The sequence below is a fragment of the Lysinibacillus sphaericus OT4b.31 genome, assembly GCF_000392615.1.
GTDB lineage: Bacteria > Bacillota > Bacilli > Bacillales_A > Planococcaceae > Lysinibacillus > Lysinibacillus sphaericus_B.
The window spans coordinates 569,542-591,926 of record NZ_KB933398.1 but is presented as its reverse complement, the minus strand read 5'-3'; the positions used below and the strand labels follow the sequence as shown (position 1 = coordinate 591,926).

The 22,385-nt window shown below is 37.9% G+C and carries 20 protein-coding genes and 1 other annotated feature; of the genes, 7 read left to right on the top strand and 13 right to left on the bottom strand.

Annotation, left to right across the window (positions count from 1 at the left end; translation table 11 throughout):
• Nucleotides 1–345, bottom strand: a sequence feature (16S ribosomal RNA rRNA prediction is too short).
• 318 nt (nucleotides 346–663) lie between these two features.
• Entirely contained in the window at nucleotides 664–1,563 is a 900-nt protein-coding gene (locus tag H131_RS02815) for a DMT family transporter (protein ID WP_010857535.1), read from the bottom strand.
• Nucleotides 1,564–1,697: 134 nt separating this feature from the next.
• Here H131_RS02815 and H131_RS02810 point away from each other — a divergent pair, with 134 nt between their 5' ends.
• Both H131_RS02810 and H131_RS02805 read left to right on the top strand, forming a co-directional pair.
• Nucleotides 1,698–2,420: an MgtC/SapB family protein gene (locus H131_RS02810; protein ID WP_010857534.1), complete on the top strand. Its 723-nt coding sequence runs from the start codon at nucleotides 1,698–1,700 to the stop codon at nucleotides 2,418–2,420.
• A gap of 15 nt (nucleotides 2,421–2,435) precedes the next feature.
• Nucleotides 2,436–3,422, top strand: a complete 987-nt coding sequence (locus H131_RS02805; RefSeq protein WP_010857533.1) for a cation diffusion facilitator family transporter — start codon at nucleotides 2,436–2,438, stop codon at nucleotides 3,420–3,422.
• A 137-nt stretch (nucleotides 3,423–3,559) separates the two neighbouring features.
• Here the strand turns inward: H131_RS02805 and H131_RS02800 are convergent, their stop codons facing one another.
• The 5 genes from H131_RS02800 to pruA all read right to left on the bottom strand — a co-directional run bounded on the left by H131_RS02800 (nucleotide 3,560) and on the right by pruA (nucleotide 9,293).
• Nucleotides 3,560–4,723 (bottom strand): iron-containing alcohol dehydrogenase, encoded by a 1,164-nt coding sequence (locus H131_RS02800; RefSeq protein ID WP_010857532.1) that lies wholly within the window; start codon nucleotides 4,721–4,723, stop codon nucleotides 3,560–3,562.
• 69 nt (nucleotides 4,724–4,792) lie between these two features.
• Nucleotides 4,793–5,008, bottom strand: a complete 216-nt coding sequence (locus H131_RS02795) for a hypothetical protein (protein WP_010857531.1) — start codon at nucleotides 5,006–5,008, stop codon at nucleotides 4,793–4,795.
• Nucleotides 5,009–5,096: 88 nt separating this feature from the next.
• Nucleotides 5,097–6,341, bottom strand: a complete 1,245-nt coding sequence (locus tag H131_RS02790; protein WP_010857530.1) for a Glu/Leu/Phe/Val family dehydrogenase — start codon at nucleotides 6,339–6,341, stop codon at nucleotides 5,097–5,099.
• A gap of 83 nt (nucleotides 6,342–6,424) precedes the next feature.
• Nucleotides 6,425–7,618, bottom strand: a complete 1,194-nt coding sequence (locus tag H131_RS02785) for an ornithine--oxo-acid transaminase (RefSeq protein WP_010857529.1) — start codon at nucleotides 7,616–7,618, stop codon at nucleotides 6,425–6,427.
• Nucleotides 7,619–7,748: 130 nt separating this feature from the next.
• Entirely contained in the window at nucleotides 7,749–9,293 is a 1,545-nt protein-coding gene (pruA, locus tag H131_RS02780; protein ID WP_010857528.1) for an L-glutamate gamma-semialdehyde dehydrogenase, read from the bottom strand.
• Between the two features lie 149 nt (nucleotides 9,294–9,442).
• Between pruA and H131_RS02775 the strand changes: the two genes are divergently transcribed.
• The gene (locus tag H131_RS02775) at nucleotides 9,443–10,750 is read left to right on the top strand and encodes an AAA-type ATPase lid domain-containing protein (protein WP_010857527.1); all 1,308 of its coding nucleotides are present in this window, start codon (nucleotides 9,443–9,445) and stop codon (nucleotides 10,748–10,750) included.
• Nucleotides 10,751–10,833: 83 nt separating this feature from the next.
• On the opposite strand, the gene yugI is transcribed toward H131_RS02775, so the two are convergent.
• The 3 genes from yugI to H131_RS02760 all read right to left on the bottom strand — a co-directional run bounded on the left by yugI (nucleotide 10,834) and on the right by H131_RS02760 (nucleotide 13,493).
• Nucleotides 10,834–11,211 (bottom strand): S1 domain-containing post-transcriptional regulator GSP13, encoded by a 378-nt coding sequence (yugI, locus tag H131_RS02770; protein WP_010857526.1) that lies wholly within the window; start codon nucleotides 11,209–11,211, stop codon nucleotides 10,834–10,836.
• A gap of 88 nt (nucleotides 11,212–11,299) precedes the next feature.
• Complete coding sequence (locus H131_RS02765; RefSeq protein WP_010857525.1) at nucleotides 11,300–12,952, bottom strand: hypothetical protein; 1,653 nt, start codon at nucleotides 12,950–12,952, stop codon at nucleotides 11,300–11,302.
• Nucleotides 12,945–13,493 (bottom strand): RNA polymerase sigma factor, encoded by a 549-nt coding sequence (locus H131_RS02760; protein ID WP_010857524.1) that lies wholly within the window; start codon nucleotides 13,491–13,493, stop codon nucleotides 12,945–12,947. The genes H131_RS02765 and H131_RS02760 overlap by 8 nt, the downstream gene beginning before the upstream one ends.
• Nucleotides 13,494–13,769: 276 nt before the next feature.
• Here H131_RS02760 and H131_RS02755 point away from each other — a divergent pair, with 276 nt between their 5' ends.
• Nucleotides 13,770–15,107 carry a sodium-dependent transporter gene (locus tag H131_RS02755; RefSeq protein WP_010857523.1) on the top strand — a complete coding sequence of 446 codons (1,338 nt, stop codon included), beginning with the start codon at nucleotides 13,770–13,772 and terminating at the stop codon, nucleotides 15,105–15,107.
• A gap of 163 nt (nucleotides 15,108–15,270) precedes the next feature.
• Here H131_RS02755 and H131_RS02750 read toward each other — a convergent pair whose 3' ends face one another.
• Nucleotides 15,271–15,531: a DUF1871 family protein gene (locus tag H131_RS02750; protein WP_010857522.1), complete on the bottom strand. Its 261-nt coding sequence runs from the start codon at nucleotides 15,529–15,531 to the stop codon at nucleotides 15,271–15,273.
• A 72-nt stretch (nucleotides 15,532–15,603) separates the two neighbouring features.
• On the opposite strand from H131_RS02750, the gene H131_RS02745 reads away from it, so the two are divergent.
• The gene (locus H131_RS02745; RefSeq protein WP_010857521.1) at nucleotides 15,604–16,773 is read left to right on the top strand and encodes a MalY/PatB family protein; all 1,170 of its coding nucleotides are present in this window, start codon (nucleotides 15,604–15,606) and stop codon (nucleotides 16,771–16,773) included.
• Nucleotides 16,774–16,875: 102 nt separating this feature from the next.
• Here H131_RS02745 and H131_RS02740 read toward each other — a convergent pair whose 3' ends face one another.
• The gene (locus tag H131_RS02740; RefSeq protein WP_010857520.1) at nucleotides 16,876–17,058 is read right to left on the bottom strand and encodes a hypothetical protein; all 183 of its coding nucleotides are present in this window, start codon (nucleotides 17,056–17,058) and stop codon (nucleotides 16,876–16,878) included.
• Between the two features lie 479 nt (nucleotides 17,059–17,537).
• Here H131_RS02740 and H131_RS02735 point away from each other — a divergent pair, with 479 nt between their 5' ends.
• Nucleotides 17,538–18,968 (top strand): magnesium transporter CorA family protein, encoded by a 1,431-nt coding sequence (locus tag H131_RS02735; protein WP_010857519.1) that lies wholly within the window; start codon nucleotides 17,538–17,540, stop codon nucleotides 18,966–18,968.
• A gap of 312 nt (nucleotides 18,969–19,280) precedes the next feature.
• Here the strand turns inward: H131_RS02735 and H131_RS02730 are convergent, their stop codons facing one another.
• On the bottom strand, nucleotides 19,281–19,493 hold the full coding sequence (locus tag H131_RS02730) for a hypothetical protein (RefSeq protein ID WP_010857518.1): 213 nt from the start codon (nucleotides 19,491–19,493) through the stop codon (nucleotides 19,281–19,283).
• A gap of 24 nt (nucleotides 19,494–19,517) precedes the next feature.
• Nucleotides 19,518–20,105, bottom strand: coding sequence for a peptidylprolyl isomerase (locus H131_RS02725; protein ID WP_010857517.1), 588 nt, complete (start codon nucleotides 20,103–20,105; stop codon nucleotides 19,518–19,520).
• A gap of 314 nt (nucleotides 20,106–20,419) precedes the next feature.
• On the opposite strand from H131_RS02725, the gene H131_RS02720 reads away from it, so the two are divergent.
• Nucleotides 20,420–22,270 carry a transglycosylase domain-containing protein gene (locus tag H131_RS02720; protein ID WP_010857516.1) on the top strand — a complete coding sequence of 617 codons (1,851 nt, stop codon included), beginning with the start codon at nucleotides 20,420–20,422 and terminating at the stop codon, nucleotides 22,268–22,270.
• The last annotated feature ends 115 nt before the right edge of the window (nucleotides 22,271–22,385 follow it).

The window sequence follows — 22,385 nt, the reverse complement described above, 5'->3', positions numbered from 1 at the left end:
TTCGCCCATTGTGGAAGATTCCCTACTGCTGCCTCCCGTAGGAGTCTGGGCCGTGTCTCAGTCCCAGTGTGGCCGATCACCCTCTCAGGTCGGCTACGCATCGTCGCCTTGGTGAGCCGTTACCTCACCAACTAGCTAATGCGCCGCGGGCCCATCCTATAGCGACAGCTAGATGCCGTCTTTCAGTCTTTCACCATGAAGTAAAAGAGATTATTTGGTATTAGCCCCGGTTTCCCGGAGTTATCCCAAACTATAAGGTAGGTTGCCCACGTGTTACTCACCCGTCCGCCGCTAAATCAGAGGAAGCAAGCTTCCTCATCATTCGCTCGACTTGCATGTATTAGGCACGCCGCCAGCGTTCGTCCTGAGCCAGGATCAAACTCTCCATAAAAGAAATTTGATAAGCTCAAATTGTTTTGCTGGCATCATTTTTGATGTCCAAAATTTTGTTTTGTTCACGCACCGAAGTTCGTTACTGAAAACTTTATTGATTACGTTTTGCTTGTTCAGTTTTCAAGGTTCATGTTGTCGTCGATTTATTTCAGCGACTCTATTATCATAACTTGTGTTTAACAAGAAGTCAACAACTATTTCGAAATATTTTTCTTAAGCAATCCTTCTTGTTAAGGACAAGTAATAATATATAACATTTTTTATTGTAAATCAAGCTTTTTTAGAAAAAAACTTTAAAATCTTATTTTCATCAATAATAAATAAGATTATACCTAATATAACAATTAAACCACCAATGATTTGCGTAGCGATTAAATACTCTTGGAAAATAAAAATCGCCAACACCGCCGCACCAATTGGTTCAAATAAGATAGCAATTGAAACAACATTTGTACTAACATATTTAATAGACCAATTAAATAATGTATGGCCTAATAAATTTGGTACAATCGCTAATAAAATAAACCATATCCAATCGATTGTTGAGTAAGGACCGAATGACTCTCCTTTAATAAGTACATATAAAAACAACGTAATGGTACTTACCACATAAACAATCATGGTATATGTCACAAGAGATAGCCGTTTACGTACATCTTGACCAAATAATAAATAAGCCGTAATGAGTGCACAAGCGATAAGTGCAAGCATATCTCCATAAAATGCCGAACCACTTAACTTAAAATCTCCCCAACTAATCAATACACTTCCGACAATGGCAATCACACCAGCAAAAATGGTTTTTACAGTAATCTTTTCTTTAAAGAAAAAATATGTACCAACAAACGCAAATAGTGGCTGTAGCGTCACAAGAACAGTGGAACTTGCAACAGATGTGTAATTAAGTGATTCAAACCACAGAATAAAATGAAATGATAAGAATATACCTGCAATTGAAGAAAACAACCAATCCCGCTTCGATAATTGTTTTAACTCAGCAGTATATTTCCATAAAAATAGCGGCGCCATAATTATCACCGAAAACAACATCCGATAAAAGGCAATGATACCCGCCTCTGCATTTGCTAACTTCACAAAAATAGCAGATAAGGATACAGAAATAACGCCAATAAAAATTGGGATATATGGATGAATTTTTGGTTGCTCCATTGAATTCCACCTCCGCTTCAAATATGCTTATACATCATTAGTTCCGTGATGTACAATACAAAAAAGTAATGTACATATAATAATGACAGCTTGCATATCTCTTAGCAATACGAAATATCGGTGGAGGGTTGAGAATGGATACACTATTGGAAAATATGATTACATATGAAGTTGGCATAAAATTAATTATTGCAGCCACATTAAGTTTAGTAATCGGTATTGAAAGGGAATTAAAAAAGAAGCCTGTTGGATTGAAAACGAGCTTAGTTATTGCGACGTTCAGCTGTCTACTGACAATTATTTCGATTGAGACTGCATACTCAACACCCCCAAGAGCAGATATTAATATCACAATGGATCCGCTTCGTTTAGCAGCACAAGTCGTAAGTGGCATCGGCTTTCTTGGAGCAGGAGTTATTTTAAGACGTGGTAACGATAGCATTTCGGGATTAACGACTGCCGCGATGATTTGGGGAGCTGCTGGAATCGGAATAGCAGTTGGCGCAGGTTTCTATATGGATGCTACATTAGCAGTTATTATCATTGTCTTTGGTATTGAAGTGTTATCGCCATTTCTTATGAAAATCGGACCAAAACGTATTCGAATGAGAGAAATATCATTAAAAATCCAAATTGACGATGATTGCCATGCTGAATCTTTTCTTCAATTTCTAAAGGAAAATAATATTATTATCGAAAACATGCGCATAAAAGATATTCCACTAAGAAATGATACTGTTTTACACGAATTAGATTTACGACTATCGTTAATAATCTCGGATAACTTACTGTCGTTTTATCGTTCATTGCGAGCCTTATCTTATGTAGAAAAAATTGAAATGGAAATTTTAAACTAGTTGGAGGACACTTCTATGGCAGAATTATTGAAACTATTAAAAGATGGTAATAAGCCCTCCCTTATGGCTGCATGTGTCAATGCATTTCTAGGAATCATTAAAGGCGTTGCCTTCTCCTTCACAGGGAATGTTGCCATGTTTGCAGAAATGATGCACTCCCTTGGCGATGCAGCAAACCAATTATTTGTTTATATTGGTTCAGCTCTTTCAAAAAAAGCGCCGACGAAGCAATTCCCTGCAGGATTTGGTCGAATTGTTAATCTGGTTTGTCTATTCGCCGTCATTATAGTAGCGATTCTTTCTTATGAAACTGTAAAAGAAGGCTGGCATCATTTTATGCATCCAGCTGGTGAATCAAAAGGAATGTTCATTGCACTTGGTGTTTTATTTATCGGGATTGTGTTAGAGAGCATAGTCCTTGCAAAAGCAGCTGTCGAAGTGCTGCATGAGGCTGGGCAAGAAAAAGCTGGTTTAGCTACTATTACTAAAGCATTTACTTATTTGAAGCGCGCAAAACCAGCAACAAAATTAGTGTTTATGGAAGATTTAGTAGCCACAGCTGGGAATGTATTAGCATTTGCTGCTATTTTAATTGCACACTTTACAGGGTGGGCAAGAATCGAAGGACTCGTGTCAATGATTATCGGCTGTATGATGTTTTATGTAGTTGGCAAGATATTTCTTGATAATGCCCGTGGCGTTATCGGTGAAACGGATGAGGAAATGCTTAACCATATCGCTCATCTCGTAATGGAGGATCCAAATATTAAAGATATTGTACGTCTAGAGGTTGTTAAAGAAGGTGAGTTTTTGCATGTTGAGTTAGTTGCAGAAGCCGATGCTAATTTATCACTTGCGTACCTAGATGATGTACGCGACCATTTAACAGCAGTTATTTTAAGTCAAAAAGGCGTATCAAAAGTGGCCATTTTATTTGATGAAGATGATGGTTTATTAAACTGGGTACACGTTGCAGACAAGCCCACAAGGCCCACTATTTAACATTAAATCGATTTAGCCAATTGCCCGACTTCAGGCAGTTGGCTATTATTTTATACCAGTAGGTGAAAAAATAAAAAAAGGAAGTACGAAAGGCATTACCTCACCTTTCATTACTTCCTAAACAGGAACCCTATCTACTATCTTGCATTCTGTAAAATCGTACGTACATCTTCTTCCTGTAACTTTTTAAAGTTACCAAAAGGTCCATTATGCATAGCATGTTCAACAATTTGATTGAATTTCGAATCATCAATATCATAATCTGCTAAGCGGTTTGGAGCACCTAAAGATGTCCAAAATGCGGATAGACGGTCGATTCCTTCATAAGCCACTTCCTCTGTTGTTTTACCCTTCTCATCAACACCAAAGACACGTACCCCAATACCAGCAAAACGCTCAGGATTTATCGGTACGCTTAAACGCATCCAATGTGGCTGTAAAATAGCTAAACCGCCCGCATGTGGAATATCATAAATCGCTGATACCGCATGCTCAATATCATGTGATGCCCAATCGCCGCGAGAACCCATCGATAAAAAGCCATTTAAACCAACTGTTCCAGCTAATAGAATCGTTTCGCGTAACGCAACATTATCTAAATCCTTCATTAGTTTTGGAGCTGTAGCAATTACTGTACGCAAGACACCCTCACTCATTTCATCTGTGATTGGCGTATTCGTCGCATTATGGAAGTACTGTTCAAATACATGTGACATCATATCAACGATACCGTAAACTGTATGATTTTTCGGTACCGAAACAGTGTAGGCCGGATTTAAAATTGAAAAACGCGGGAATGCCGCCGGACTACCCCAACTTAACTTTTCTTCGGTTACAGCGTTCGTAATAACAGAGCCAGAATTCATTTCTGAACCTGTTGCAGCTAATGTTAATACTGTTCCTAGTGGTAACGCCTCTTGTGCAATTACCTTTCTCTTGACGATATCCCACGCATCACCATCATATTTTGCACCAGCTACTATTAATTTTGAACAGTCAATAACGGACCCTCCACCAACAGCAAGGACAAGATCAATACCTTCTTTTTTACAAATATCAATGCCAAGACGGGCTGTCTCAACACGAGGGTTCGGCTCAACACCGCTCAATTCAAAAATCGTTTTATCCGCTTGTTGTAATTTCTCTATCACAGCATCGTATACGCCGTTTTTCTTTATGCTGCCTCCGCCATATACAACCAACACCTTATTACCGTATTGCGCTAACTCCTTTGCTAATCTTTCTAGCGCATCTTCACCAAAGTGTAATCTAACAGGATTATAGAATGTAAATGAATTCATGGAAATCGCCCCTTTCTACTTGGATTTTCTCATATTTATAACAGCGAAAGCAAAGATTTAAGCATTATGCTATACATGTATCATGTAATTAGAATAGGCGATGTATATTTTTTCAGGAATAGGCACAGCTAATTCCTCATCCGTCACTTTAGAGGTTCTATCCGTCACTTTGATGAACTTATCCGTCTTTACGGCGATTCTATCCATCACTTTGATGACCTTATCCGTCGTTTCAGCGATTCTATCCGTCACTTTGATGATTTTATCCGTCATTTCGACGAACATATCCGTCACTTCGCAAAAAGAGCCACAAACAGAAAAAAACGAGACATCCCATTAGTTGGGAATGTCTCGTTTATCATTTATCTATTGATTAAACCCATCCACGGAAGCGAGATGCTTCTGCAGTGCGGCGAACACCTACCATGTATGCAGCTAAGCGCATGTTAATGTTGCGTGTTGTCGCTGTTGTATAAACATTATCAAAGGCTTCAACCATTTTTTTGTAAAGGCGTTCTTCTACTTCTTCTTCAGTCCAGTAATAACCTTGGTTATTTTGAACCCATTCAAAGTAAGAAACTGTAACACCACCAGCAGAAGCTAATACGTCTGGTACAAGTAAAATGCCACGATCTGTTAAAATTCTAGTTGCTTCAGCAGTTGTTGGACCATTTGCTGCTTCTACTACGATGTTTGCTTTAATATTATGCGCATTGTCAGCAGTAATTTGGTTTTCGATAGCAGCCGGCACTAAAATATCACAATCAAGTTCTAATAATTCTTTGTTTGAAATTGTGTTTTCAAATAAAGTTGTTACTGTACCGAAACTATCACGACGATCTAATAGGTAATCGATATCTAAACCTTCAGGATCATGGAGTGCACCATAAGCATCAGAAATACCGATTACTTTTGCACCTAAATCATGCATGAATTTTGCAAGGAAGCTACCCGCGTTACCGAAACCTTGAATAACGATACGAGCACCTTTAATGTCAATTCCACGTTTTTTTGCTGCTTCTTCGATAACAATTGTTACACCTTGTGCAGTTGCACGGTCACGACCTTGAGAACCACCAAGTACAAGTGGTTTACCTGTAATGAAACCAGGTGAGTTGAATTCGTCCATACGGCTGTATTCATCCATCATCCAAGCCATGATTTGTGCATTTGTAAATACGTCTGGAGCTGGAATATCTTTTGTAGGTCCTACGATTTGACTCACTGCACGAACATAACCACGGCTTAGGCGTTCGATTTCGCCCATAGACATTTGGCGCGGGTCACAAATAACGCCGCCTTTACCACCGCCATATGGTAAATCAACAATCCCACATTTCAATGTCATCCACATTGAAAGCGCTTTAACTTCTTCCTCAGAAACAGCTGGGTGGAAGCGTACGCCACCTTTAGTCGGTCCTACAGCATCATTATGTTGTGCTCGGTAACCAGTGAATACTTTTGTTGTACCGTCATCCATTTTAACTGGGATGCGGACTTGTAGCATGCGAAGTGGTTCCTTTAATAATTCATACATTGCTTCGTCATAACCAAGTTTATTTAAAGCATCTTGAATGACATCTTGAGTTGATGTGAACAGATTTAAGTTTTCAGACATATTAAATCGCCTCTTTGTTTTTATTAATGATAGTATATCGGCATCATTGTAACACACTTCCGAATTAAAATGTGAACATTTTGTTAAAGTTTAAAAACTTTTTCAATTTGCGCGATTGACCAATCTAAATCTTCTTGTGAAATGACAAGTGGTGGTGCAAAACGAATTACTGTATCATGTGTTTCTTTACATAATAAACCTAATTCTTTTAGCTTTTCACAGTATGGACGTGCTGATTCTGTTAGTTCCATTCCGATAAATAATCCACGACCACGAACTTCTTTAATAACGGGGTTATTAATATTTTGAAGCTTTCCTTTGAAATATTCGCCAAGGTCATGTGAACGCTCTGCTAGTTTCTCATCTAGTAATACTTTAATTGATGCAATAGAGACTGCACAAGCTAAAGGATTTCCACCGAAAGTGGAGCCATGTGAACCTGGGTTGAACACGCCTAAAATGTCACGGTTTGCAGCTACACAAGAAATTGGGAATACACCGCCACCTAAAGCTTTCCCTAAAATGTACATATCTGGTTCAACATCTTCCCAATCACAAGCGAACATTTTACCTGTACGTGCTAAACCAGCTTGAATCTCATCAGCAATAAATAATACATTGTTTTCACGGCATAGTTCACGAGCAGCTTTTAAGAAACCTTCTGAAGGAATGACAATACCAGCTTCCCCTTGAATTGGTTCAATTAAAAATGCTGCTGTATTTGGTGTAATCGCTGCTTTAAGTGCTTCCAAATTACCGTAATCTACAAGCTTTACATTTGGTAGCATCGGTCCGAAACCACGACGATATTCTTCATCAGATGATAATGATACAGCAAGCATTGTACGCCCATGGAAGTTCCCATTACATGCAATTATTTCTGCTTTGCCATCTTCTACACCTTTTACATCGTATGCCCAACGACGAGCCGCTTTAAACGCTGTTTCTACTGCTTCTGCACCCGTATTCATCGGTAATACCATTTGTTTATTTGTTAATTTACCTACAAGCTCATACCACTCACCTAAGTTTTCACTATAGAAAGCACGAGAAGTTAATGTTACTTTGTCAGCTTGCTCTTTTAACGCAGCGATAATTTTCGGATGTCTATGTCCCTGATTTACAGCAGAGTAAGCAGATAGCATATCTAAATATTTGTTACCTTCCGGATCTGTTACCCATGCACCTTCAGCCTCTGCAATAACGATTGGCAGTGGATGATAGTTTGCAGCACCATAATTTTGCGTTTTTTCAATAACTTGTTGTGAATTTGTCATATAGTATTCTCTCCTTATACTTCATGATAATAGTTCTATAAAAGAGAGACAGGCTGAGACTTTTTACAAAGCCCGCCTTTCTCATCAATGATGTCCTATTATGGAAGCTCTCTTTTTATAGCGTTAAAAATTAAAGCATTTCTGAAGTTGTTTTAGCTTGCATATGCAGTTGTAAGTAGTCAGGGCCACCCGCTTTAGAGTCAGTACCAGACATGTTGAAGCCACCAAATGGTTGATAGCCAACGATAGCACCTGTACAACCACGGTTGAAGTATAAGTTACCTACATGGAAATCTTCACGAGCTTTTTCTAAGTTCATACGGTTAGTTGTAATCACCGCTCCAGTTAAGCCATATTCTGTATCGTTTGCAATTGCAATTGCTTCGTCAAAATCTTTCGCTTTCGCAATAGCAACGACAGGTCCGAAAATTTCTTCTCTCATGATTCGTGCTGAAGGATCTACGTCTGCAAACACTGTTGGTTGAACGAAGTAACCAACTGAGTCATCCGCTGTACCACCTGCAACCAGGCGCCCTTCATTTTTACCGATTTCGATATACTCTGTAATTTTATTGAATGCTGCCTGGTCAATAACAGTTGCCATAAAGTTACTGAAGTCTGTTGGGTCACCAATTGTTAATGCATTTGTTAGCTCTTGTACACGATCAACAACAGTGTCATAGACATCTTCTACGATTACTGCACGAGAACATGCTGAACATTTTTGACCTGAGAAGCCGAATGCTGATTTTACAATAGATTGTGCAGCAAGTTCTAAATCTGCTTCTTTATCGACTACGATTGTGTCCTTACCGCCCATTTCAGCGATTACACGTTTAATCCAGATTTGACCATCGTTATGTGTTGCTGCACGTTTGTTAATGCGTAAACCAACATCACGAGAACCTGTGAAGCTGATAAAACGTGTTTTCGGATGATCAACTAAGTAATCACCAACTTCTGCACCAGAACCTGGTACATAGTTCACTGCGCCTGCTGGGAGACCAGCTTGCTCTAATACTTCGATGAATTTATATGCCACTACAGGCGTTGTTGAAGCCGGTTTTAATAATACTGTGTTCCCTGTTACTAGAGCTGCTACTGTTGTACCTGCCATAATTGCAAACGGGAAGTTCCAAGGTGAAATCACAATACCAATTCCTAGAGGAATATAGTCATAACGGTTGTATTCACCTGGACGACTTTCAACAGGTTGGCCGTCTTTAATACGTAACATTTGGCGACCATAGTATTCTAAGAAATCGATTGCTTCTGCTGTATCAGCATCTGCCTCGTTCCAAGGTTTACCAGCTTCTTTTGTTAATAATGCAGAGAATTCATGTTTACGACGACGAATAATCGCTGCTGCTTTGAATAACACATCTGCACGAACTGCTGGATCTACTTTTTTCCATGTTTTAAATGTTTCATCTGCCACTTGCATTGCTTTTTCAGCTAATTCTTGGTTCGCCTTAGATACGCGACCAATCACTTCTGTTTTCTTTGCAGGGTTATAAGAAACAATTTTATCTTCTGTTGTAATACGTTCCCCACCAATAATCAGTGGGTAATCTTGCCCTAAATAACCTTCTACTTTATTTAATGCTTCTAGATAAGCATTGTAGTTTGCCTCTTGAGAAAAATCTGTAAATGGTTCGTGTTTGTATGGAATCATACTAAAATCCTCCCTTTGTGAGATGTAAAAGTTTAGTGTGCAAAAAACATTGACGCAAATTTTCTTTGCGTATAGAATATTCTTACACTTATTATAATGCAAAATTTTGTTGCATATTTCAAGTAAAAAATTTTTGAGGTGCAAATTTTATGAAAAATTCAGAACCTTTACTACCTTTTTATGATTTTATTGCAACGAATGTATCCGTTGGTATCCATGCAATTGACGTGACTGGTAAGACAATTATCTATAATACAAAAATGAAGGAAATTGAGGGATTTCATTTTGATGAATTAGCTGATCGCTCAATTATTGAACTATTTTCTTTTCGTCAACATGAAAGTACTTTAATGCGTGTTTTACAAACTGGGATGAAAGAAATAAATGTAAAGCAAACTTATTGGAATAAAAATGGGCATGAAATTACCACTATTAATGATACATTTCCGCTTTTTGAAAAAAACAAACTAATAGGAGCCATCGAATTTGCACGCGATATTACATCACTCGAAAAATTAGTGTATCAGCCTCTGCGTCGCTATGATGAACCTTTAACATTTGATATGATTACCGCTGTTTCCGAAACGATGAAGCAGGTTATCGCGAATGCAAAAAAAGCTGCCGCCGTCAAATTACCCGTTTTACTGATTGGAGAATCTGGCACTGGAAAGGATTTAGTAGCAGAAGGTATTCACCATGCCGCTTCGCCCGATCCAGAGGCATTTATAACACTATTTAGTCGACGTTCTGCGCAATCGGTTCTTGATAAAGTGAAAGAGCTTTTACGAGATGACAAGGCGTATACATTTTTCTTTGAACGTATTGATTTTTTAAGCCTTGATGTACAAGAACAATTATTAGAATTATTGCAATCCTTTCCACAGTCAAAATACATGTTGATTGGTAGCGTAGGCAGTGATCCAATTGCATTAATTGCACAGAAGAAGCTTTCAAAATCGCTCTATTATTTCTTCGCAACAATGGCTATTACAATTCCCAATTTAACGGATCGAAAAGAAGATATTCTACCGTTTATTGCTGATTATTTTAGCAGACATCGTGAACGATTTGCTTCAAATGTGCAGGATCTTGCACCTGATGTTCAAACATTATTCTTACAATATGATTGGCCTGGAAACTTAAAGGAGCTTGAGTTATTACTGGATGAAATTGTATCGTTTATGACAACTGAGACAACGGTTACCCATGACTTGCTACCGCTTCATTTCCGTTTCAAAGTACAGCAGCATGACACATCAGATCGAGAACCGGAGTTCTTTATGTTTCAGCAGCAAAATGATGTCATGCCGCTCGATGCTTATTTACGTGAAGCCGAATCCTATTATGTGCAAAATGTATTGAATTTATATGAGGGTAATATTACAAAAGCTGCAGGTGCGCTTGGTATGAGTCGACAAAACCTACAATATCGATTACGAAAAATCAAAAAACAATAGCTTAGGTTTAAGAAATGCTGCTCAGTTGAAAGAGTTCAAAAAAAAAAATGAGGATGCCTACATATGGAGGCATCCTCATTTCTTTAATGTCCTGACTGTTCGATCCAGTCTTGTAATTTGTCTTTTAGGGAGTTAAAGCCATTAGCATCTGACTCATCTACGCGGTCCTGCAATGATTTACGTGGTGGTGCATCTTTTTTTCGTAACGTTGTAGGGCGTTCTTGTAAAGCTCGCATTGATAAACTAATTTTCTCGGCCGCTTCATCGATCTCAAGTACCTTTACTTCTACCTCTTGCCCAACCGATAAAAATTCACTCACGTCTTTTACAAAGCCGTACGTAATTTCGGAAATATGCACAAGGCCTTGTGTTTCTTCATCAAGTGCTACAAATGCACCGTACGGTTGAATACCTGTAACTTTTCCGGTCAACACGTCTCCTAATTCATATTTTTTTACCATAACCTTTGCCCACTTTCTATATGTTTGCTACGTATATATCACATTAAATTATAACATATGTAAATAAGTGGGGCAAAAAATCGTCTTATCAATCCATAATCTCTGTGATACGATAATGACCATCCTTATTGTACGTTACTTTTATAATAAACTGTCTGCCATACCTTTCCTGATACCCTTTAGTAACGCGGACCGCCACTATTGGTTGAATACCATCATACTCACCTAACTCACTAAATACATCCAAACTCTTAATTTCTTGTAGTGTACTTGCACCAATTTTTGCATCTTGCATCAATAATGACCTTTGCACTGAATCATTTCCAACGATGCTTGCATATAAATAGAGCGCAACTATATTAATAGGGCGTAGTTGATTAATAATTGCTTCATCATCGTTCTTTGTGTACTGCTCATATATTGCCTTAATTTGTTCTTTTTGTAATCTATCCATGTCAACAATACTAAAATCACTATCATTTAAATAGCCTATTGTTTCTTCACGTCTCTGCAATAGTGTCTTCCAAATCTCAAAAGAAGATAATTGTGCCAATGTTTCAGAGTATCCGTCCCGTTGTAATTCTTTCAAGATTTTTTCAGCACAAACTCTCATTACCTCACCATAGCTACCATCAGCTAACTTTTGTAAAAATTCAATATATTGTTCATTAATTTTACCCTTCTTCGTCATAGCAGGATAATTATCAGTACCTTTTAATAACGCCAGCCAAGTACTTTCGAAGTTTTTTCTTATTAACTTATAATTAGGTGATCCTGCATTCACATTTGCTAGTAATGAGCGCTCCATTATTTTTAAGGATTTCACGGTTTCTTCTCGTGTGTAGCGTAAGTCATCCGCTAATAATAAATTTCCCTTTTGTAAATACTCAAAAAAACCGAAAATATCTGGATGTAATTGATTAATATAGTTTGGTGCAAATTCCCCATCTATTGGATTTGCTTTAAAGTAAAATACCCCTTCTTCATCTATTTGAAGTTCCATAAATTGTTTGTTTGCCGCTTCAATAATTGCTCTTAAATCTGAAGGTAGCTGATCTCTATCTTTTGTCTTCATTAAAACGTGTGCATACGGTTCAAGGAGCTTACTGTAAAAAATCTCAAGTTCTGCAACAGATTTTACGTATAAGCTATAAACTTCATACGATTCGTCAAAAGTTAATTTATTATATTTTTTAATCCTTTCCAACGCCCTCTTTGGTGTCATCAATTCATTGAAAATAACTTCTTCAGTACTCTTTAAATATTCGACATCACTTGAAAGCAAATGCATATTACTTTTTGTATAAAAATCTAAAGTTGAATCTGCATTCTTTATAAAATCAAATGCTGTCAGTTCATCTATAGAAACTTTCAACTCTCTCCTAATTTGCTCTTTTTTACTATTATATTTTTTAGTTATATTTTCAACCCAATCCTCATTTCCAACCTTTTTCGGAGCCGGCTTCTGTGATACTTCACTCTGTACATTTTCTGGCTGTTTTATTACATATGGTGTCGCCAACACACCAACTAAGAGCACACTTGCAATACTCGCTATCAAAACAGCTGGCTTTTGCCATTTCTTTGAGTGCTTCTGTGGTGAGGAAACAATGTGCTGAGGTGGGGGAGCTTTCTCTGCTTCGATTTGCGCGAATACATCTACGGGATCTAATTGGGGTTCTAGGCGATCATACGATTTTTTTAAGAGCGCCATGCGTTTGTCAAATTGTTGCTCATCCATTTTCAACACTCCCTTCCTCTAACAAAACTACTTTAAGTTTTTCTTTTGCACGTAAAATACGAACTTTCACTGTTGACAAGGAAATGCCGAGCACCTCTGCAATTTCCTCGTACTTCAATTCATGAAAGTAAAATAATACGAGAGGATAACGATATTTTTCATCGAGTGCTTGAATGGCATTATGTAATAGCCTGTCTTCCTCAAAATTAAGGACATGCCTTTCTGCTGAAGCACTAGGAATATGTTGCAGTGTGCCTAGCAACGCCTCTTTTGCTAGCTCCCGTTGCTCCTTTCGATAATAATCTCGTGTCGCATTGAGTGTGACTTTATAGAGCCATGTGGTAAAACGATCCTGCTTAAATTGATGCAAAAAGCGATATAACTTTACAAACACCTCCTGTGACACATCTGCTAAATCACTGCTATGTACTCCACATTGAAAGGCGAATTTTTCAACTGTTCGCTGATGTATACGAATTAGTTCGATATAGGCTTCTTTGTCGCCTTGCTGTGCCTGTTCAATTAATTTAGACTCCGGCATTGTTCTCCCCCCTTATTGCTTTGTGTGTATGTAACGAACTTTCCCTCCTAATTGTTACATATTTAAATGAATTTGGATTACTTAGGTAAATGCTAGTAAAAGTTCTGATAGATCGGGCTGGTAGACCATTAGAACTGTCGCATTGTAGCCTGTTACACTGGTTGAACCCTTTATCGCAGGATGCAGGTGAATTTATAGTAAATTTTCTGATATTTGCCTTGTGTTATGAAATTTTTGCGGTAAAATAAAACTTTAGTATAAGGGGGCTTTATTTTCGTGTCATCGAGAGATCAATTTACATCTAAAATTGGATTTATCCTAGCAGCGGCTGGCAGTGCCATCGGGCTAGGGGCAATCTGGAAATTCCCCTATATGGCGGGGACAAATGGTGGAAGTGTATTTATTCTGCTATTCATTTTATGTACGTTCTTTATCGGTTTACCGGTATTAATTGCTGAATTTATGATTGGTCGTCGGGGACAAAAGGATGCCGTGACATCATTCAAAGAGCAAGCACCAGGAAAACCATGGTATTTGATAGGTTGGGGCGGCATGATTATTGCTGGTTTAATCTTATCTTTCTATAGCGTTGTTGGTGGTTGGATTTTAAGTTACTTAGGACGTGCACTAACGTTTCAGCTAAATAGTGGTGGTAATGATACCAATTACGCTGATATGTTTGGCAGCATTATCTCTAGCCCATTCGAAGCGGTGCTTGTGCAAGGTTTATTCTTACTATTAACCATCGCGATTGTTTCTGGGGGCATTAAAGGCGGCATTGAAAAAGCGAGTACATGGATGATGCCACTACTATTCATTTTCTTCATCGTATTAGTTGTCCGATCATTAACACTAGATGGTGCAATGGAAGGCGTTAAATTCATGTTCGTGCCTGACTGGTCTTACTTGAATGCCGAAACATTTTTAAAGGCGCTCGGACAAGCATTCTTCTCGTTAAGTGTCGGTATTGCGGTCATGATTACCTATGCTTCATATCTGCCGAAAACGGAGAAAATTGGTAATTCAGCTATAAATGTAGCCTCTATGAATATCATCATTTCGCTACTTGCAGGACTTGTCATTTTCCCAGCAGTGTTTGCACTTGGTTATACACCTGATCAAGGACCAGGTCTGGTATTCATCATTTTGCCAGCTGTCTTTCAACAATTACCGCTCGGTGGCCTGTTCTTAACTATTTTCTTTATCCTTTTACTATTTGCCACAGTAACTTCATCCATTTCGATGCTGGAGATTGTTGTTGCGATAGCGATTGGAGATAAGCCTGAAAAACGTAAAAAAATTGCCTGGATTGGTGGGGTCATTATTTTCATCTTCGGAATTCCAAGTGCCTTATCATTTGGTCTGTTATCCGATGTGCAAATTTTAGATCGTTCTATCTTCGATTTTGTTGACTTTATTACGAATAGTGTTGGTATGCCAATTGGTGCTTTACTCATTTCCATCTTTGCAGGTTATTACTATACTAAAGATATTTCACGTCGGGAGCTTGCTTCGTCGAGTTTAATGTTTAACATTTGGTATATTTTGATCCGCTATGTAGCACCCATTGCGATATTGATAATTTTCATTCAAGGTATACTTCCATTATTTTAATAAATAAATAAATAATCCTCGCACCGTCATGGGAGCGAGGATTATTATTACAAACAGTTCAGCATAGTTGGACAGTTGCTACAAATTTAAACAGAAACTGCTGTACGCCTACACAATAAAATTAGTATTATTGTCTCCACCAAAATTGCTGGGGACTTTTATATTAAATAATACACTTTGCTTCGAATTTAATAGCAATGAGTTTGTACGAAATGGCTACACAATCTTCGAATGGAATCCATTGTTCAAACGAATGCTCATATGTTTCCTGAATAACCTTTGCTAGTACTGAAGGATCATCAATTCCTTGCAGTGCTGCTACGACATCAGCTGTTTCCGTATCATAATGGTCTGGACCTAAGTGGAATGGATCCCATTCCTCTAGCAGATGCACGGCTGCTTGATTCATTTTAATATTTTCCAAAATACTCACCTATTATCCTTTTATCATACTCGTATGATACCATAGGAAATAAAAAAGAAAAGAGTGATTTGCTTGTCTATTTTCGATAATACTATTATTCGTCGTCATTCTAACTCTGTAAAATGGGACGCAATGGAAAAAGTATATGGGTTAAAAGGTGCTTCAGAAATACTACCAATGTGGGTAGCTGATATGGATTTTGCTCCACCTGCAGCTGTGTCACAGGCACTGCAAGAGCATGCTGAAAACGCTGTCTTTGGCTATAGCTTTATCAGTGAGAAAGCACTACAGTCAATAGTAGACTGGCAGGATACCCGACATGGTTGGCACATTGACAAGGACTCTATTTTATTCAACAACGGTGTTGTTTCTGCTTTGGCAAATGCCATAACAGCATTTACTAAGCTAGAAGATAAGGTGCTTATATCATCACCTGTCTATCCTCCATTCTTTAACATACCTAAAAGTAATGGCCGAGAAGTTGTTTCATGTCCTTTAGTAGAGAAAGACGGTACATTTGTTTTTGATTTTGAGGCCTTTGAACAGGCTCTTGCTCAAAATGTAAAAGCTTATATATTATGTAATCCGCATAATCCAGGGGGCTATGTATGGGATGAAGCTACATTAAAAGAAATTGTTCGATTATGTGCAAAATATGATGTTGTTGTTATTTCTGATGAAATTCACTCAGATTTAATGTTAGAAGGCGCAGTACATACACCTCTTGCCAAGGTTGCAGGAGATGAAATAGATCGTATTATTACATGTATGGCACCAACGAAAACATTTAATTTAGCAGGCATTCAAATTGCCTATATGATTGTAACAGATAAGAAAAAGCGTGCGCAGTTAGAGGCCGTCAACATGGCTAGTGGTCAGGGCTCATTAAATAGCTTTGCACCTATCGCCATGCATGCTGCATATACAGAAGGTTCTGCGTGGTTAGAGGAATTACTCCCTTATATTTCGAACAACATGGCATATGTAATGGCAGAGTTAGAACAATTACCTGGTATTCGTGTTGAGAAACCGCAAGGCACATATTTACTTTGGATTGATTACCGCGAGATGGAAATCGATGAAGAAGTAATGATGCAACGATTACTTGAAATTGGTAAAGTGGCGTTAGAGCCTGGCACAAAGTATGGAGAAGAAGGTCGTGGCTTCCTACGCATGAATGTTGCTTGTTCATTTGAAACTGTTAAAGATGGTGTTACACGCTTTAAGCGCGCATTATTATAATCATCATTTTAAAAGTGGTCGATTTTATTCATGAAGAATTACTTTGGACCCTTTTCAGGATATCTCAGGTACTTGAGATATCCTTTCAGACTGTCTACAAATTCAAAGAAATTTTGAGTTTGTAGACAGTCTTTTTTCTTTATAGTAAGAAACCGTTGATTTCCGTTTCAGGCGCTCCTTTTCCGCAGGCATGGCTCCAACTAATTTTTGCGGCGGATTGCCGCAAAAATTGATTTTCCGCACGTGCTGTTCCTGCAGAAGTGTCGCGCCTTCCACTCCAATCAACTTGTATCACCTACTGTTTCTATTCTGCTCCGAACCTGCTAAAATACTTGAAATAAACATGATGACGAAAAATTAATAAGCGTGAACAGCCTGTACCGAAGGACCATTTATGGCAGTTGATGCTGTTTATAAAACACCTCTGATTACGAATTTCTTATTACGAAATCAAATGCTACCTGTATGCTCATATACTCGCTAAAAAACAAGAGAACTACCTTCAAAAAATGGCTTTCTCCTACCAAATAGAACATACTCTTCCGTTCCTACGGGAAAAGCGGGAAAGTCGAGATCCTGAACTGAGGGAAGCAGCTTGACCCCGCCCGTAGTGGAAATAACGGTCTTATCTATATTTATTGAAAAAGATAAAAAGACTGTAGGCATACCCGATATTTTTTCGAGTTTGTCTACGGGTATCCTTTATTATGTTTAGAAACAAGTTAAAAAGGTAAAAGTTTCTATACAAAAGTGAGGTGTATTAAATGACGTTAGCTCCATTAACGATTGAACGTGCTTATATGACTTTTTTATTCCCCTTTGCTTACCATATGCAATGCAGAGACAAGCTTTGTAAAGAGCTAACAAAAGAAAATTTTTCGTTCTTCACCTTACAAAACAAATCTTTAGAGAATAAATTTTATGGAGAATCCATCTCGATTTCACATGAAGAATTAGCTCAATTTTTTTATCCCTTCATCGAAGACAAACTATTTCCTGATAACGCAAATCGTCAAGATTTTATCCGCTTTTCAAAAGCTTTCCATGCAAAAGGCGAGTTGCACTATAGAGAGGACAGCCTTGCTTATGAAATTGTTAGCATTGATATTACACTTTGCCCATTCGGGAATGGCATCATTACTATTAGAACGACTATGACGGAATCGGCGCAAGACTTTAATGATGTACTAAACTTTATACATTATTTTCGTGTGTTAGAAGCTAAACTCAGAGAAGAAAAAGGCACAAGTCATCATTTTTCATTTGGTCATTTTTCATCAACAGGGGATGTATTATTCAAACATTTTGTTCCCTTCTTACTTCCCTTTGTACCGCATCAGCTAACAGAAACGTATCAAGGATTACCTTTTTTTGAGGATGAACGCATGTATTCCTCTGCGTTTTTACTATGTAAGGAAGAAGAAGAAATTTTAGATGAACATTTGTTTCGATTGGGCCAAGTAGATGGAAAAACTCCTGAAGGGAAGCCCTTTATTTCCAGTACTAATCCTCAATATATTAGCGAGTATGTGAAAGAACATACGCATATGCGTTGGGCACCACACAGCTATATTGTCACTTCAGCCCAGGCACAAATGGCCATATCTAATCTGTCCTTTCAGAAGTCAAAACATAGCATTGAAGAATTTATGGGTACGCATTATTATAATTTGTTTATACATTATTTTTACAAAATGATGCTCCTAAAGGTATCTTTTGAATATAGTGAAATAAGTTGGGGAAAAGATAAGCTTGTTGTCGATGAACTGATTGAATTAATTACGAAGTTTTCTTCACGTTATTATTTTGATGAGGTTATTGTCCGTACAGAGGGGAAAGAAATCTCTCAATCGTTGCGGAAATTTTTCCGTATTAATGAGCATTATATTGAAACAAAATCAACTCTTGATAGCTTATATCGCACATTAGAGGATCGCTCCGATAATAGGAATAATAGATTACTGTTCATATTAACAGTATTTACTGTCGTTTCTGGTATTTACGGTATGAACTTAGTGATAGGGGAATGGGATGGCACTGTAAGCTGGACAAGTATTTTTGGCTATACCGCTTTTGAATGGCTTGCACTTGTGGTAGCACTTAGCGGTATCGGTTTATCACTTGTACTTGTTTGTTATTCTAGTTTTACAATATCGAGAAATTATTTTCGTCGATATAAGCGAAATCATCCATAGAAAAAGTACTCTACATGAGATTGCCATATAGTGTCGACAAAAGGTATTCGGTATTTGATCACTCCGAATACCTTTTGAAATTTTATCAGAAATATTAGTTACAATAACCCATTAAGATGCGATTGAAAAACTATTCAAAGATATCTGAGTCTTGAAAGCGACGTACATACTTGTTCGCCCCACTTTCAGCCGTAACGAAAATCATCAGGTTCATATAGATACTTCTATTCAAAAGAAAAAGGACTGCAAACAAACTCATTTCACTTTCGAGTTTGTCTACAGCCGAGCACGCTACATGGTGTGCTGTTTTTATTAAATATTTTGTTGATTACTAGTATTTTTTTTATCAGCTAAAATACGTTCTTCAATTTCTTTTGATTTGATTTCTTGTTTTTTAGAAATTTTACGGAAAATAATAAACACAGCTGTACATAAAATGAGCATTAATAAAAATTCAAATGCTGCAGGAATGTAGCCTGATTTATCTTCAGGGAAATATAAAAATTGATACATTAATTGTTCCATGTTCTCTACACGTCCTTACAATTATTATTCAAAAACTGTAATTGACTCAATTTTCACATCTTCTAATGGCTTGTCACGGCCGTCTTTTTCTACGTCAGCGATTTTATCAACAATATCCATACCTTCTACAACATGACCGAACACAGTGTGTTTATGGTCTAACCAAGGTGTACCTCCATTTTGAGCATATGCTTCAATAATTTCTTCTGGGAAACCTGCTCCTTGTAATTGGCGTAACATATCACTTGGAAGGTGCTTCATTTGAACGACAAAGAATTGAGAACCATTTGTGTTTGGACCAGCATTCGCCATTGAAAGCGCACCTCGTAGGTTGAATAATTCTTCAGAGAATTCATCTTCAAAAGAGTTACCCCAAATTGATTCACCGCCCATACCTGTACCAGTTGGGTCGCCACCTTGAATCATGAAGTCTTGGATAACACGGTGGAAAACAATGCCGTTATAATAGCCAGATTTGGCATGGCCTAAGAAATTTTCAACTGTTTTAGGTGCTTGTTTTGGGAATAATTTAATCTTGACAGCACCTAAAGTTGTAACCATTTCTACTATTACTTCGCCTGCTTGTACTTCTTTTGTTAATTGTGGAAACATGGGAGTCTCTCCTTTAAAAGTAAAATTTCAGTTTCAACGGAAATGATGACACTTTCATCATTTCTGACCTCATATTAGTCTAACATACTTCCTCGAGGTTTTCTCCACCAAAGTATTGACGATTTTTGCACTTTTAACTTCATTCAGCAAAAATTTTATGTTTTGAAAGCATAATGGAGCAGCTACTGATTCACTACGGATAGACGTTGCATCGTAACTGATTGTGGACATAGAAATAGGTCAGAACGAGTATTTGGAAACCATCCAAATTATGTTATTCTGTTGAAGGACTTAGATTCAGAATGGAGGGACACATGAAAAAGGCTTTTGGGTTTTTTATTATTATTTTATGTCTACCCTTCCTTTGGTGGATTAGCACTAGTATCAGGGTAGAATTGGGTACAGCAAAAGCACATGAGGAACAAATTGAAAATGCTATCCATTTGCCAGAAGTACAAGCGCAACTGCCCGTTATACTTATTGATCGGAATGGACAAACATTTAGTGAAGAATATGTCGAATGGCGACAGCCACTAACTTTACAAGATATTCCGCAAATTGCCCAGGAAATTTTTATAGCCAGTGAGGATGTCGACTTTTATGACCATATTGGCTTTGACCTTAGTGCCATCACACGTGCCATGGTGGTCAATTCTAATTCAAAATCCACTTCTCAGGGAGGTAGTACCATTACACAACAGCTTGTTCGCATGCGTTATTTATCGGAAGAAAAAACGTATGAACGGAAATTGACTGAGCTGTTTTATGCATACGAACTTGAAAAAGAGTTTGATAAAGAAACTATTTTAACAATGTATTTAAATGAATCGTATTTTAGTAACCAGGTTTATGGCATTGGCGCTGCTGCAACGTATTATTTTCAAAAGCCAATACAAGAATTATCTGTTGCCGAAATTGCTTTTATTTCTGCCATTCCAAACAACCCGTCTCTCTATAACCCATTGAAAAACTTTGATCATACGAAAGAAAGACAGGAACGTCTTTTAGATACACTTGCAACTAGAGGTACGATTAGCTCAGCAGATGCAACTGCTTATAAAGCAGAAATAATTACATTGAACGTTAAAAATAAAATTCAAAGCTATCCAATGTATGGCACTTATGTCTTGCAGGAATTACGCTGGCTTGTTGCGGAAAAGGAAGGCTATGCAGATCGTCTTGCTAACACGCAAAATGAAGAAGAAAAGAAACAAATTCGAGACCAGCTAGACAACCGGCTCAAAACTTTATTCCAAAATGGCTTAATGATTCACACTGCGCTTGATCCTAACAAACAAGCGCATGATGAGGAGCTGATGACAGCAGTTTTGGGTACTGGAAAGCTACAGGCAGCCGGTACGGTCATTGATAATGTCTCACGAGAGATCGTCAGTATGTATGCTGGTAAAAACTATGAAAAATATGATTATCATCGTGCCTATCAAGGTATGCGACAACCAGGATCTGCTTTTAAGCCATTAGCCGTATACGCTCCTTTTTTTGAAACAACAACGCACACACCGGATTCCATCGTCAATGGTGGTCGTTATTGTGTTGGTTCATTTTGTCCAAAAAATTACGGTGGCTACCTATATGGAGATGTTCCAATTCGTACAGCATTCCGGCACAGTTATAATACCTCCGCTCTTCGACTATTTAATACAGTCGGTGTTGAAACAGCATTTGATTATCTAGATCGTTTCCACTTCCGCTCTATCGTTGCTGAGGATCGTAATTATGCCGCTTCATTAGGAGGGCTAACGTATGGTGTTACTGCATTAGAACTAGCAGATGCCTATACGAGCTTTATCGATGGCTCTTATGTTCTTGCACATAGCATACGTAAGGTAACAGCAAATGATGGAACAGAGCTATACAGTTGGAATACAGAGCGCGATCAAATATGGTCTCCAAAAACAGTAAAGTATATGCGTGGGCTTTTAGCAGATGTTGTGGCAAATGGCACAGGGCAAGGGGTATATAGCGATAGTGATTATATCGGAGCTAAAACGGGAACAACGAATGATTATCGCGACTATTGGCTCGCTGGTTTAAATAGTAAATACACAGCTGCTGTCTGGCTAGGCTATGACAAACCACAGTCCATGGAGAAGCTAGAATCTTACAAAATTCATCATCAGCTATTTAATGTACTGCTGGAATAAACGTTGATGTTAAGCTTCGCTTTTGCGCGCAAAACGATGTGGAACTGTCCCAAAAAGTAAACAAAGCATGCTAGGAACAGTCCTAGCATGCTTTGTTTTGATATACAAGGAAAAA